We start from the raw sequence: 14,253 nt of genomic DNA on the forward strand, positions 1-14,253 counted from the left end.
GCCCGTGCAGGTTAGCGTGCGCGGCTGAGAGCCAGTTCAACGCCGGGGGTGACCTGCAAAAAAGGTGCTGTCGGCGTCACATCGCGACACCGACAGCACCCGATTCGTCCGATTCGAACCTTAATGCACCACAGCCTTTTCCGCGCCCACACCGGTCAGCGAGCGGACCTCCATCTCCGCGGCCCGTTCGGGGTCGCCGGTGTCCCGCGAGGTCAATGTGCCGATGATGCCGAGCGCGAACGCCAGCGGGATCGACACGATGCCCGGGTTCTCCAGCGGGAACCAGTCGAAATCGGCGCCCGGGATCATCGACGTCGACTTGCCGGAGACGGCAGGCGAGAAGACGATCAGCACGATGGTGGAGACCAATCCGCCGTACATGCTCCACAGCGCGCCGCGTGTGTTGAACCGCTTCCAGTACAGCGAATACACGATCGTCGGCAGGTTGGCCGCTGCGGCGATCGCGAATGCCAGGGCCACCAGGAATGCGACGTTCTGCCCGTTGGCCAGGATGCCCAACACGATGCCGACGATGCCGAGCACGACGGCGGTGATCCGCGAGACGCGGACCTGATCGGATTCACTCACCTTGCCGCGCTTGATGACGCTGGCGTAGATGTCATGGGCGAACGACGCCGACGCGGTGATGGTCAGACCGGCGACGACCGCGAGGATCGTCGCGAAGGCGACCGCCGAGATGATGCCCAGCAGCACCACTCCGCCGAGTTCGAACGCCAACAGCGGTGCCGCGGCGTTCTCCTTGCCTGCTGCCGCCAGGATTCGGTCGGGGCCGACGATCGCCGCCGCGCCATAGCCGAGCACCAGGGTGAACAGGTAGAAGGCGCCGATCAGGCCGATCGCCCACACCACCGAGCGTCGCGCCTCCTTGGCGGTCGGCACGGTGTAGAAACGCATCAGCACATGCGGCAGGCCTGCGGTACCGAGGACCAGTGCGACGGCCAGCGAGATGAAGTTGATCTCTGAGGTGAACGACCCGCCGTACTTGGCACCGGGAGCGAGTACGTCACGGGCAGCGACGGTTTCGCTGGACGACCCGGTGATGGCCTGCTGCGCCGAACCGAGGATGTCGGAGACGTTCAGCCCGAACTTGCCGAGCACCATCACCGTCATGAACGCCGCACCGACGATGAGCAGGACCGCCTTGATGATCTGCACCCAGGTGGTGCCCTTCATGCCGCCGACGAGGACGTAGACGATCATCAACGCGCCGACCACGGCGATCACGATCGACTGTCCGACACGGCCTTCCACGTCGAGAAGTAGGGCGACGAGACCGCCGGCGCCCGCCATCTGGGCGAGCAGGTAGAACACCGACACGGTCAACGTCGACAGTGCCGCGGCCATGCGCACCGGCCGTTGCTTCAACCGGAAGCTCAGTACGTCGGCCATCGTGAACTTGCCTGTGTTGCGCAGCAATTCGGCAACCAGCAGGAGGGCGACCAGCCAGGCGACGAGGAAGCCGATGGAGTACAGGAAGCCGTCGTAGCCGTAGACGGCGATCGCGCCCGCGATGCCGAGGAAGCTGGCTGCGGACAGGTAGTCGCCTGCGATGGCGATCCCGTTCTGTGGGCCGGAGAAGGCACGACCGCCGGTGAAGAAGTCCGCGGCAGACGAGTTGTTGCGGCTGGCGCGGATGACAACGAACAGGGTGACGGCGACGAAGGCGACGAAGATCGAGATGTTGGCCACGGGGTTGCCGACCCCGGATGCCAGCACAGAGGTGTCGGTCATGCCTGGGCCCCGCTCTCCATCTCGTCCCGGATCGCCTCGGCACGCGGGTCGAGGTCACGGTTGGCGAACCGGACGTAGAGCCCGGTGATCACGAATGTGGAGACGAACTGCAACAGGCCGAGGATGAGGCCGACGTTGATGTTGCCCCAGACCGGCGTCGCCATGAAGTCATGTGCGAAGGCGCCCAGCAGCACGTAGATCGCGTACCAGATCAGGAAGAACGCGGTCATCGGGAAGACGAAGCGTCGCAGACGTGACCGCAGGTCTGTGAACTCCGGGCTCGCCTGTACGGCGAGGAACTGAGCACCGGTCGGCGCAGCTGGCGCCGACTCGGGCGGATATTCGACGGTGGACACTCCGACCTCCTGAAATGGCTGTGATGACTACTCGATCGCTGAGCGTATTGAGGCCCACGTCACAGGAGAATATGGTGGCCTACGTCACACGACGAACTCGGTCGAGTCTGCGCCGGACGGTCGATGTCGGTCGATGAACGGCACGGTGGCGGCCGCAGCGGCGCCGGGAGATCTGCGAGGTGGATCCGTCGCGCCGCAGGGGATTCAGGCGGGCCGGCGCGGTGTCTCGGGCTGATCGCTCGGCAGTCGCTCGACGCCCATTCCGAGTCGCTCGGGGACATGCATGCGGGCAAAAGTCCGTGCGAGGTCGTCGGGTAGCCGACGACGCGTTGCGATGCTGACGACGATCATCGTCGCGAACGCCAGCGGTACCGAGACCGCCGCCGGATAGCCGATCACGGCTGCAGGCCAACCGCCCCACAAGGACTCGTCGACCACGCCGGCGATCGCCAGACTCGTCGCCACGCCTGACGACACACCCCCGACGACGAGACCGGCCACCGCCCCGGCCGCGGTCAGCCCGCGCCACCAGATGCCCAGCACCAGAAGGGGACACAGCGTCGAAGCGGCCACCGCGAACACCAGCCCCACGGTCCGGGACAGTTCCAGTGAGGAGGCCGCCAGCGACAACCCGATCGGGATCAGGCCGCCGACGATCGCGGCGAGGCGGAAGTCGCGCACCCGGCCGCGCAACACGTCCGTCGACAACGCCCCGGCGACACTCACCAGCAGTCCCGACGACGTCGCCAGGAACGCGGCGATCGCACCGGCCGCCACCATCGCCGCGAGGATCTGACCAGGGATGCCGCCGACCGCCGCACTGGGCAACAGCAGCACCGCCGCATCCGAGGTCCCGGTCAGCAGCAATTGCGGTACGTACAGGCGTGCGAACACACCGAGCACGGTCGGGAACAGATAGAACAGCGAGAGCAGTGCGATGACAGCGAGCGCGGTGCGACGGGCCGAGCGGCCGTCGGGGTTGGTGTAGAAGCGCACCAGGACATGCGGCAGGCCCATGGTCCCCAGGAAGGTGGCGACGATCAGCGAGAGCACCTCGAACAGCGGATGGGTGCCGCCGAGGCCGCCGCCGGAGACGATCCATTCCGAGCCGGTGGTCGGGGCTCCCTCGACCACCGGTGTGGCCGCGCCGGCGGCGAGCCGGATCACCGCACCTGCGCCGACGTCGTGCCTACCGATCGAGGGGATCGTCGCATCGGTGACCTGGGCGCCGTCGAGTCTGCCGGTCACCACGACCCCGGTCGTGTCGACCACGGTGACGGTCACGTCGGTGGTGATGTCCACCGTGGTGGCCTGCTCCACGCGTGGAGGAACCGGGTCGCCGAGGGCGGCGCGATCGGCGGAGAACACACCCACCAGCGCCAGCGCGGGCACGGCGATGCAGGTGAGTTTGAGCCAGTACTGGAATGCCTGCACAAAGGTGATCGAGCGCATCCCGCCGCCGACCACGTTGACGATCACGATCACGCCGACACCCACCGCACCCACCCACACCGGTGCGCCCAGCAGGATGTTGAGCGTCAGGCCTGCGCCTTGCAGCTGCGGGATCAGGTAGAGCACGCACACCACCACGACCACCGTCATCGCTGCGCGACGTGCCGCCGTCGAACCCAACCGGAACTCCGCGAAGTCGGGCACGGTGTAGGCACCGGAACGGCGCAGTGGCGCGGCGACGAACAGCAACAGGCCGAGGTAACCTGCGGTGAACCCGACCGGATACCAGAGGGCGTCGGCGCCGTACTTCGCCACCAGTCCGGCGACGCCGAGAAACGAAGCAGCGGATAGATATTCGCCGGAGATCGCCGCGGCGTTCCAGCGGGACCCCACGCTGCGGGAGGCCACCAGGAAGTCTGACGTGGTACGCGACAGGCGTCCACCGTAGGCGCCGACCGCGACAGTGGCGATCGCCGCGAGGGCCAGCGCCACCGCGGTGAGCGTGTCGACGTCGGTGGTCACGACGAACCGGTGTCGTCGTCGACGACGCCGATGAACTCCCGTTCGGCCTGCTCGGCGAAACGTACGTAGAGGCGCCCGGCCACATACAGCAGCGGGTAGAGCACGACGGCCAGCGCGATCCAGTTGAGGCGGATGCCGAGGATGGTCACCTCGGCCAGGCCGGGAAACAGTGCGCCCGCCAACGGGATCGCGATGATGATGGCCGAGACGCTCAGCGCCAGACGCAGTGCCAGCCCGAGTTGGGCGCGCATGAGCCCGCGGACCAGGGCGTCGCCGACCTCGGTCTGCTCCTGTACCTCCACCCGGGTGCGCACCATGCGTGCGTCACGTCGCCGGGCGAGTACCACGCGCTCGCGGTGCGGGGCCGGGCGGGCGCCGCGCTCGCCCGGGTCAGCCACGAGGATCACCCTGGTCGCCACCGGTGCGGATGTGCCGCATCGGATCCCGGATGAGGAGGTCCTTGAGCTCGCGCATCTGCCGACGGCTGACCGGCAGTTCGACGGCATCCGACGCCCCGTTGGCGCGCACGCACACCACGGTCGACGAGCCTCTGGTGCGCAATCCGGTGACCATCGGGAGTGCCACCAGATAGGACCGGTGCACCCGCTGGAAGCCCTGTTCGGACCATCGAGTTGCCAAGGTGGACAGTGGGATTCGGACGAGATGGGAACCGGTGTCGGAGTGCAGTCTGGCGTAGTCGCCGACCGCCTCCACCCATGAGATGCTGTCCCGGCGGATCAGCGAGGTCACGCCCGACAGCTCCACCGGGATGACCTCGTCCGGGTCGGCGGCCGGCGTCGTTGCCGGCCGGTCACCGGTGTCGCGCGCCGCCACGACACGGGAGATCGCCTGTGCGAGACGTTCTTCACGAAGTGGTTTGAGCAGGTAGTCGACGGCGCCGACCTCGAATGCGTCGACCGCCTTGTCGTCGTGCGCGGTCACGAACACCACCGCGGGTGGGCTCGCATAGTTGGTGAGGACGCCGGCGAGTTCGATCCCGGACAGTCCCGGCATGTTGATGTCGAGGAAAATCGCATCGAAGCGGCTCTCGCTCAGCTCTCGCAACGCGCTCGTGGCGTCTGCGGCCTGTCGGATGCCGGACACCTCCGATTGCCTGCCCAGGAGATAGACGAGCTCGTCGAGGGCCGGTGGCTCGTCGTCGACCGCGAGGACCACCAGGGCCATGCACCACCTCCGTCGTCAGGCGCGGATCCCCGCGCGGAATTTGGGCACCCTCATCCCGACCCTGGTGCCCGCGTCGATCCCGGTCTCGACCACTAGACCGTAGTCGTTGCCGAATGCGGAGCGCAGCCGATGATCGACATTTGTGAGGCCCACGTGGGCCCCGTGTGACTCCCCGCCGGTCCCGCCCGTCTGCTCCGCCGTGGTACCGCCGAGAGCGTCGATGTCGCCGGAGCGCAACAGTTCCGGGTCCATCCCGACTCCGTCGTCCTCCACGGTGATCACGCAGTCGCTGCCCTCGTCTCGGGCGATGATGGTGATGGTGCCACCGCCCTTGCCCGCCAGTCCGTGCCGGACCGCGTTCTCCACGAGCGGCTGCAGCGCCAGGAACGGCACCACGACATTGAGCACCTCGGGGGCGACTTGTAATCGGACGTCGAGCGCCGGGCCGAACCGGGCGCGTTCGAGCGTGAGGTATCGGTCGATGTTGCGCAGTTCGTCGGCGAGCACGGTGTACTCGCCCGCCGCGCGGAACGAATAGCGGGTGAAGTCGGCGAACTCCAAGATCAGTTCGCGGGCGCGATCGGGGTCGGTCCGCACGAACGATGCGATCGTGTTGAGCGCGTTGTAGATGAAGTGCGGGCTGATCTGGGCCCGCAATGCGAGCACCTCGGCGCGATCGAGTCGGGCGCGGGAGGTCTCGAGGCCGGCGAGTTCGATTTGGCTCGACACGTACCGAGCGACCTCGGCGACCGCGCCCAGCATGCCCGGGCCAGGGCGGCTCGTGGTCGCCACCACCAGGACACCGACGCCGGTGTCGTCGGTGATCAGTGGTTGGGCGATCAGCGCCCGCACCGGAGATTCGGTGCCACACGGGTCGTTGACCATCACCCGCCTGCGGTCGCTCTCCGCGGTGGCGGCAGCATGCGCGGACGCCGCGGTGAGATCGGCATCCCAGAGCGTGTCGTCTGCGCCCTCGTGGGCGAGCAGTTCGCCATGTGCGTCGTAGATCGCGACGGCCTCGGCTGCGGTGAGCGCCCGGAGATGGGGGAGTGCGTCGGCCGCGGACTCCACCGACAGACCCGCGCGTAGCGATCGCGCCGCCTGCGCCGCGGTCTGCAGAGCGAAGTGCACCGCGCGTTCGGTCGGGGTGGCCACCACACGTCGGGTGCGCAGCAGGACGACGACGGCCACCGCGACCACCGCGACCGCGATCACGAGCACGGTCGCGAGTTGGCTAGACATCGCACCTCATGGGCTCATCTTGGCATCTGCGGTCGCGCCGAACACGGCCATCGCACCGACGGACCGCGGTGCGTCTTCGGCATCCACGCGAACTCGTTGTGACCGCTCAGTACACCGACCACTCGCCCTGCGCGTAGCGCAGGATGCGCGGGTCCATCAGTGTGGAGGCCGGCATGTCGAGTGCGGGCCGGTCGGCGGGGAACACGGCCGCCGCGGCCAACTCGGACTCGTTCAGGAACCGTAACCGTTCTGGCGATGCCAGTCGTAGCGGCGGTGTGGTGGTACCGGCGAGAAAATAGCCCCAGTCGCCGAACGACGGTACGTCCACGTGATAGGGGACGGTCTGCAGCCCGGCATCGGCGAGTGTTGCCCCGATGCACCAGAACGACTTCGGCGCGAAGTACGGCGAACCCGACTGGACGACGACGCGGCCGCCCGGTGCGAGGTGGGCGCCGACAAGCGCGTAGAACTCGGTGGAATACAGCTTGGCGGTGGCGGATTCGTCGGGGTCGGGCATGTCCACGACGATCACGTCGAAGCGCTGCCGGTTGTCACGCAACCACGAGAAGGCGTCCGCGGAGATGATGGTGCTGCGCGGATCGTCCATCGACGACTCGTTCAGACGGGTCAGGCGGGAATCGGTGCGCGCCAATCGGATCATCTCCGGGTCGAGCTCCACCAGTGTGGCCTCGTCGACGTCTGGATAGCGGAGGATCTCACGCAGCGCCAGGCCGTCACCGCCGCCGAGTACCAGTACCCGCCGGTGCTGTCCGGCCATCGCCGGATGCACCAGTGATTCGTGATAGCGGTATTCGTCGATGGACGAGAACTGCAGATCGCCGTTGAGGAACAGTCGGGTGTCGGGTCCCAGCGCGGTCCGCCGTTCGGTGATGACGATGTCTTGGTACGGCGTGCGTTCGGCGGCGACGATCGGGTCGCGGAACAATGCCTGACGTGCGGTGACCTCGAATCGTCCGGCCAGCGCCAGGCCCGCGATCAGAACGGCGACGACCGCCACGGCGCACACACCGAGCACGACGCGCGCGGTGCGGCCGAGATCGCGGCGGAATACCACGAACACGAGAAAGCATCCGGCCGCCGCGTTGACGAGGCCGACGATGAGGGCGCCCTTGAGCTGGCCGAACAGCGGTAACAGCAGAAACGGGAAACACAGGCCGCCGATCAGGGCCCCGATGTAGTCGACCGCGAAGATGTCGGCGACGGCGGTGCCCGCATCCTGGCGTCGAATGCGTTGCAGCAACACCATCAACAGGGGGATCTCGGCACCGATCAGCAAGCCGAGGACGAACGCGACCACCACGAGGCCCGGTGTGTAGAGCGACAGGTAGGCGAACGCGGCGTACAAACCCATCACCGAGAAGCCACCGATCAGCGCCAGCAGCAACTCGATGGTGGCGAACGCGGTGATCGACTGTGGCTGCAGGGGTTTGGCGGCCAGGGACCCGATGCCCATGGCGAACACCATCACCGCGAGCACGATGGACGCCTGTGTTGCGGTGTTGCCGATCAGGAACGAGCCGAGCGAGACGAGGGCGAGTTCGTAGACGAGACCGCACGCCGCACACACGAACACCACCGCGAGCAACGACGCACGCGCCCAACGGCGACCGGACGGGGTGGTGCCGGTGTGGTGCTCGGAGGTCGCCGGGTCGTCGGTGGTGGTCATCGTCGGTGGAGTCAGAGGATGGCGACGGCGACGATGAGCGCGATGCCCACGTGCGCGATGCCCTGCACCCACACGGCCGGGTGGCTCTCCGGATGCACGACGAGTTCGCCGAGCTTGCCGGGCGTGAACAGATCGATGACGAAGAAGGTCACGCACATGATGACCATGCCGATGATCGTGTACGTGACCGTATAGGCGAGGCCCTCTCCGAGCCGGCCTTCGCTGGCCACGATCGCCGCCGCCACGATGATGGCGATGGCACCCAGGTTGGAACCGACCAGGATGCCCGCGTTGCGGTTGCGCTCCGCCCAGAGTTGCTGGCGGAGGTTACCGGGAGTCAGTGCGTCCACGACCACGAAGGACACGAACATGAGGATCATCCCGGTGGCCCCGTAGGCGGCGGCCGCGTATGCGTTCTCGATGAGTCTGGTGAGCACGGTGTCCTCGCTTCAGCGGATCGATGGTCGGTGGACGATGCGGACGATCTCGGTCGGTGCAATCCTGCAGGTCATTTGCCGCCCCCGCCGGAACCTCCGCCGCGATAGCCGCTGCCGGAGCCGCCGTAGCTGGGAGTCGGCACCCAGAAGCCGCCCACGTACGGGTGGTAGTGGCGGTAGCCGGAGGTGTAGTCGCGGCTGAGCATCACCCTGGTGGTGCCCGCGGCCAGCGGGAACAGTCCGATCAGATACTCCGGGTACTGCAGGAATCGGGTGCCTGCGACGTTGGCGGGGTTGGCGGTGTCGCCGTCACGCTGATCGGTCGGCTGCTCCACGTCGCTGAGTTGGTCGGCGACCGCCGACGGCGAACCGTCGGCGACGTAGGCGTCGATGTCACCTTCGTCGCGTGCGGTGTCCCGTTGGTAGTGGGAGGTGATGTAGTTGCGTGCGCTGCTGCCGTCACCGGTCATGCCGCGGAACGCCTTCACCGAGCACGACCCGACGATCGCCAACAGTGCGACGACCGCGATGACGGCGATGATGATGTTGCGCGTGCGGTTGAGGCCGCGGCGCGGATCGGGGCGCTGCGGGTCGGGCCGTTGGGGATCGGGGCCGAATCCGCCGGGCGGTGGGCCCCATCCGGGTGGTGGAGGCGGGGGCGGGGGTTGACTCATCGCCGCGCCTCCCCGCCGCGCCGCAGCGCGCTCGACGTCAGCACGACCTCGGAGGTCTGCGGATACGTGTGCCAGGTGTCCCAGCGGACGATGTCTGCGTGCACGGTGGCAAGGACCGCCGTCACCGCGAGCGGACGGCCCGGGAAATGTCCGATGACGGCGGGACGATCGGTCGCGCGGTGGTCCGCGATTCGGCGGGTGAGGTCGGCGACGAGTGCGGTCATCCGGTCGTCGTCGCAGGTCTCGATGCGTGACGTGAAGGAGTAGGCGCCGTCGTCCACGACGCCCGGGAGCGGTTCGTCCACGCCGGGAAGGCAGGCGACGGTCTCGCAGAGCGTGGCGTCGTCGGCGGTCACGACGACCTGATGGCTGGCCCCCAGCAATCGCAGCGACAGCATGCACCCGCCCTCGTGATGATCACATCGAGCCAGGGGTTCGCGAAGTTCCGCGGTCAGGGAGAAGGCCAGGTGTCGGGCACTCGTGTCGGCGTACGGGACCTCGAGCCGGGTCGGTCCGGTCACTGTCCGGGGCTCGGGTTGGTCGGGTAGATGCGGTATTCGCCGCGATCGATGACCTCGCCGCGGGCGCATTCCCAACCCGAACCGAAGTCTTCGAAGGAGAGGCGTTCGTCGCCGGCCTCGTAGTCGTGATAGCGCATCGAGCCGCGCGCGGTGAGACCGGTAGTGCCGACCGAGGTGAAGTCCGCGCCACCCGACTCGTCGGACACGTAGCGGTGCCCGTCGAGTTCGAGCGTCGCCGGACCGGGGGTCAGCGTCACCCCGGTGAGTTCATGCCAGAGGACGACTTCCAGGTCGGGGTCGTCTTCGACCGAGATCCACGCCTTCCGACCGGTGCCCGTGTCCAGGAAGTTCTCCGTCCACCGGAAGCCGCCCTGGGACAGTTGCAGTGTTCCGCGCACCGCGAATGTCGAACCGCGGAGGTCGACGAGGTCACCGGGCTTCAATGTGCGGGGGTCACCGCGGACGGAGTCGTCGTCGGCGGTGGAGAACGGATCCCTCGGTCCGTGAGCACGCTCGTGCAGGGCCTCCTCTTCGGCGCGGCGGGTTTTGCGCGCGCCGAGGAAGTTGAACAGCACGACGACGGCGATGATCGCCAGGAGCGCGACGATGATGATCAGCAGGATCTCCACGCGGCCGACCCTATCCTGTGTGCCCGTACCGGACATATCGGCCGTCCCCGGCTCGAATGACGGTCGAACGGATGCTCTGACGGTGCCGAGAGACGGACGGAGAGAGGGTTCGTGCCGTGAGCATTCACGACACCGACCCGACTATGTGCCATGATCCTGAACCTCCCCGGGGAGAAACGAAGTGTTGCACTGGGTTGCGCGTCTTCGGCTCAACTATTATTCCGAGCCCTCCCGCACGCACACGAAGATCTGCGGGGGTCGTTGGCACCATGTGACGCCCACAAACGCACTGCGCCGGGATCAGTTCCCGTGTTGCCCCCTGACGGGTGTGCATCAGCCACACCAGGAGCCGACCTGATCTGGATAATCCCGCTGACGCCGCCCCCTGGTGTAGCTGATGCACACATCCCGATTCCGTCGGCGACGATGCCGGCCATTGCGCAGGATCGACATGACCTGCTGTCCGCTGCGCGCCGTGCCGACGACCTGTTCCGCAGGGTTGCTCGGCGGCGTACAGGCTGATCGCCTGCGTCCGCGCGATCCGGGCCGCGAACTCGGCGAACCCGTCCACGACCAACCCGTCCGACATTCGAACCGACGCTGTCCCCAGTGCACACGAGAAAACCCCAGGAACGAGGCAGGCTCAACGCACCTGGTCGCCGATGAACTCTGTGGTGAACAGTTGGTCTGCCGAGAGCTGCGCCGGAAGGTTCGCACCGCCGTTGTTGAGGATCGGCACCAGATCATCGATGATCTTCTGCGCCTTGACCATGTCGTAGCTTCCGTACACTCCGTCGGCACCGGGGGCGATCACTCCCTTGTCCTTCAACAGCTTCGCCGAGTACGCGGCCTCACCCTCGCTGTACGGGGTGAAGGAAACGTCCTGCGAAACCCAGTCGACGATGGTGGCGTTGATGGCGTCGGGGGAGTTCACGTAGTCCTTGCCGGTCTGCTGGATCATCGGCACCAGCTTGGTCAGGCACGGCGAGAGTTGTTCGATCCGGTCCGCGCGCACCGACACGTTCGAGGCGTACACGTCGTATCCGGCATCCTTCACCATCGCGTAGGCGACGGGCTTGTCCCAGGACGGCGTCTCGTGCTCGTAGGTGTAGGGCTCGGAGTTGGCGAAGCCCTGCTGGGTGATCGTCGGGTCGCCGACGAACCGTGACGGAGCGCCGTCGTAACTGGTGTCGAGCTGGTCGCGCTTCAACAGTCCTTTGGCGACAAGCCATTCCGGGAAGATCTGGTCCTTGGAGACCACGACGCTCGCACCGGATCTACCGATGTCGGCGATCGAGGTGACGTCTGGATGAGAGTCCGGGTCCCACATGATGATCGATGGGTTGTACTGCAACAGAGGAGTCACCCCGACCACACGCTGTTGTGCGGCAGCCGAGATCAGCTGATCGCCGTGGACGAGTCCGAGATCGATGGCGTCGTCGGCGTACATCGCCGACGGCACCGACTGGAAGCCGATCGCCGGGCCACCGGCCCGCAATGTGATGTCCACGCCGGTGTCCTTGCCGTCGAACGCCAATGGCCCGGTCACCGACTTCTGATCGGTGTCGATGGTGTAGCCCGGGCCGAGAAGGCCGATCACCCCGGCCATATCCGACTGCGGCTGCCACTGCAGTTGCACCACGACATCTTTCGGACATACGTCGGCAAGGCTGGACTCTGCCGGCGCGGGCGGCAGGCTCGCGGCCGCCGACGTGTCGGAGCCGGAATCCGAACAGCCGGCCAGCGCGGCGGCGCAGACCGCGGCGGTGGCGACGGCGACGCCGGCGCGCACGCGCCGTGCGGCAAGCAGAGAACGAATGGTCATGAGTACTCCCCTGGGCTGATGCCGGTCAGGACCGCGAGATGCGATCTACATGTAAAGCTAAAGGGAGTCGCCCGGTGTTGCCAGATGGCTACATGTACGGGATCTCGGGCCGCAGCGAGGGGCCGCAGGTGCATATGAGCTGGTAAAACTCTGGAAACGCCCTGTTCTGGCGTCTGGCAGTGGAACCTTTCGTCATCTAGTGTTTACGTACGGTCACGCCGAAGAAATACATGTAACCAACCATGTGAAGAGTCAGATCCAAGGTATCTACATGTATTCCGACCCGTTTGGGGTGTTTGATGACTCTCTACGACACGATGAACGACGTCGACGCGCGGCACCTCACCAAAGGGGTGGTGGTGTCGGTCGCCGGTGTCACCAAGCAGTTCGATTCCGGGACAATGGCTCTCGCCGGAATCGACCTCGACATCGCCGACGGTGACTTCGTCGCCGTGGTCGGGCCGTCGGGATGTGGCAAGTCCACCTTGCTGCGGATGGCCGCCGGACTCGAACGTCCCACCAACGGCAGTGTCGCGCTGTCCACCGATTCGGTGGGCTTCATCTTCCAGGAGCCCACGCTGCTGGGATGGAGGACGGTGCGCGCGAACGTCGAGTTGTGTGCCGAACTCGCCCGGCTGCCCAAAGGTGAGCGTCGATCCCGCGCCCAACGTGCGATCGATGCGGTCGGGCTCACCGGCTTCGAAGACCAGTTGCCCCGGATGCTGTCCGGTGGCATGAAGATGCGTGCGTCGCTCGCACGCACGCTCACCTCTGAACCCGAGGTGATGCTGCTCGACGAGCCGTTCGGTGCGCTCGACGAGATGACCAGACTGGACATGCAGACCGAACTGCAGCGGCTCTACGCCGACCGGCGTTTCACCGCGATGTTCATCACGCATTCGGTGTCCGAGGCGGTGTTCCTGGCCAACCGCGTCATCGTGATGTCGGCGCGACCCGGCCGCATCGCCGCCGACATCGGCATCGACTTCGACTATCCACGAGATCCTGATCTGCGCTACGACGCCCGTTTCACCGAGTACGTCGCCGAGATCACCGAGACCCTGCGAGGCGCACTGTGACCACGACAACCGCTGCCGCGAAGGAGGTTTCGACCGACCCTGCATCGCGAGTCGTCGTCGCCGACCGGCAGTCGCCGACAGCAGGCGGCACCTCACGAGTTCGCTCCATCTCGACGACCATTCTGCGAATCGGGTTGCCGCCACTGGCATCCCTCGCCGTCGCGCTCGGCCTCTGGTACGTCGTCAGCTATCTGATCCTGCAACCGCAGCGACGATTCCTGCTGCCACCGCCGCACGAGGTGCTCACCGATTCGCTGCTCGACCGGGCCCACGTGGAGCCGATGCTCGAGGCGCTGTGGGTCACCGCGAAGGTGAGTCTGGTCGGGTTCGGTTTCGCCGCGCTCATCGGCGTGACGATCGGCGTGGTGATGAGCCGGGGAGCGTTTCTCGAGCGCGCGATCTATCCGTGGGCTGTTGTGCTGCAGGTGATCCCGGTGTTGGCGATCGTGCCCCTGATCGGCCTCTGGTTCGGCTACGGGATGGTGGCGCGGACCATCGTGTGCGTCATCATCGCGATCTTCCCGATCATCGCCAACACCCACTTCGGTCTGATCTCGGTGGACAGGGGCGCCCAGGAATTGTTCACCCTGTCCAAGGCGTCGACGGCCCAACGCCTGATGAAGCTCGAGTTCCCGTCGGCGTTGCCCTCGATGATGACGGGCTTTCGTACCGCGTCGGGGCTCGTGGTGGTCGGCGCGATCATCGGCGACATGTTCTTCGCCAAGGGGCAGCCGGGCATCGGGACGCTGCTCGACATCTACCGCGCCCGACTGCAATCTGATGACCTCATCGCCGCCATCGTTCTCGCGTCGCTGTTCGGCATCGTCGTGTTCGGCATTTTCAGTGTGCTGAACGCGGCCGTGTCGCGGCGTCGTTGACACATCTGAACGGA

At 66.6% G+C, this 14,253-nt stretch carries 14 protein-coding genes; 2 read left to right on the top strand and 12 right to left on the bottom strand.

Annotated features, from left to right (window positions below):
- Positions 1–120 precede the first annotated feature (120 nt).
- From AAFP35_RS01635 to AAFP35_RS01690, 12 genes are all read right to left on the bottom strand, one after another.
- A complete protein-coding gene (locus tag AAFP35_RS01635; protein WP_419219774.1) occupies positions 121–1,752 on the bottom strand; it encodes a cation acetate symporter in 1,632 nt (543 codons plus the stop codon).
- Positions 1,749–2,108 carry a DUF485 domain-containing protein gene (locus tag AAFP35_RS01640; protein WP_419219775.1) on the bottom strand — a complete coding sequence of 120 codons (360 nt, stop codon included), beginning with the start codon at positions 2,106–2,108 and terminating at the stop codon, positions 1,749–1,751. The genes AAFP35_RS01635 and AAFP35_RS01640 overlap by 4 nt, the downstream gene beginning before the upstream one ends.
- A gap of 204 nt (positions 2,109–2,312) precedes the next feature.
- Positions 2,313–4,082, bottom strand: coding sequence for a cation acetate symporter (locus AAFP35_RS01645; protein ID WP_419219776.1), 1,770 nt, complete (start codon positions 4,080–4,082; stop codon positions 2,313–2,315).
- The gene (locus AAFP35_RS01650; protein ID WP_419219956.1) at positions 4,079–4,399 is read right to left on the bottom strand and encodes a hypothetical protein; all 321 of its coding nucleotides are present in this window, start codon (positions 4,397–4,399) and stop codon (positions 4,079–4,081) included. Before AAFP35_RS01650 ends, AAFP35_RS01645 begins: the two co-directional genes overlap by 4 nt.
- 73 nt (positions 4,400–4,472) lie before the next feature.
- Complete coding sequence (locus AAFP35_RS01655; protein WP_419219777.1) at positions 4,473–5,267, bottom strand: LytR/AlgR family response regulator transcription factor; 795 nt, start codon at positions 5,265–5,267, stop codon at positions 4,473–4,475.
- Positions 5,268–5,282: 15 nt separating this feature from the next.
- Positions 5,283–6,509, bottom strand: coding sequence for a sensor histidine kinase (locus tag AAFP35_RS01660; protein WP_419219778.1), 1,227 nt, complete (start codon positions 6,507–6,509; stop codon positions 5,283–5,285).
- A 106-nt stretch (positions 6,510–6,615) separates the two neighbouring features.
- Positions 6,616–8,196 (bottom strand): polyamine aminopropyltransferase, encoded by a 1,581-nt coding sequence (locus tag AAFP35_RS01665; RefSeq protein WP_419219779.1) that lies wholly within the window; start codon positions 8,194–8,196, stop codon positions 6,616–6,618.
- A gap of 11 nt (positions 8,197–8,207) precedes the next feature.
- The gene (locus AAFP35_RS01670) at positions 8,208–8,633 is read right to left on the bottom strand and encodes a DUF350 domain-containing protein (RefSeq protein ID WP_419219780.1); all 426 of its coding nucleotides are present in this window, start codon (positions 8,631–8,633) and stop codon (positions 8,208–8,210) included.
- A 71-nt stretch (positions 8,634–8,704) separates the two neighbouring features.
- Entirely contained in the window at positions 8,705–9,307 is a 603-nt protein-coding gene (locus AAFP35_RS01675) for a DUF4247 domain-containing protein (protein ID WP_419219781.1), read from the bottom strand.
- On the bottom strand, positions 9,304–9,828 hold the full coding sequence (locus tag AAFP35_RS01680) for a DUF2617 family protein (RefSeq protein WP_419219782.1): 525 nt from the start codon (positions 9,826–9,828) through the stop codon (positions 9,304–9,306). The genes AAFP35_RS01675 and AAFP35_RS01680 overlap by 4 nt, the downstream gene beginning before the upstream one ends.
- Positions 9,825–10,457, bottom strand: coding sequence for a DUF4178 domain-containing protein (locus tag AAFP35_RS01685; RefSeq protein WP_419219783.1), 633 nt, complete (start codon positions 10,455–10,457; stop codon positions 9,825–9,827). Before AAFP35_RS01685 ends, AAFP35_RS01680 begins: the two co-directional genes overlap by 4 nt.
- A 643-nt stretch (positions 10,458–11,100) precedes the next feature.
- The gene (locus AAFP35_RS01690; RefSeq protein ID WP_419219784.1) at positions 11,101–12,282 is read right to left on the bottom strand and encodes a nitrate ABC transporter substrate-binding protein; all 1,182 of its coding nucleotides are present in this window, start codon (positions 12,280–12,282) and stop codon (positions 11,101–11,103) included.
- A gap of 299 nt (positions 12,283–12,581) precedes the next feature.
- On the opposite strand from AAFP35_RS01690, the gene AAFP35_RS01695 reads away from it, so the two are divergent.
- Positions 12,582–13,361 carry an ABC transporter ATP-binding protein gene (locus AAFP35_RS01695; protein ID WP_419219785.1) on the top strand — a complete coding sequence of 260 codons (780 nt, stop codon included), beginning with the start codon at positions 12,582–12,584 and terminating at the stop codon, positions 13,359–13,361.
- The gene (locus AAFP35_RS01700) at positions 13,358–14,239 is read left to right on the top strand and encodes an ABC transporter permease (protein WP_419219786.1); all 882 of its coding nucleotides are present in this window, start codon (positions 13,358–13,360) and stop codon (positions 14,237–14,239) included. Before AAFP35_RS01695 ends, AAFP35_RS01700 begins: the two co-directional genes overlap by 4 nt.
- Positions 14,240–14,253: the final 14 nt, after the last annotated feature.

This window comes from Gordonia sp. CPCC 206044, from assembly GCF_048537895.1.
In the GTDB taxonomy this organism is placed as follows: domain Bacteria; phylum Actinomycetota; class Actinomycetes; order Mycobacteriales; family Mycobacteriaceae; genus Gordonia.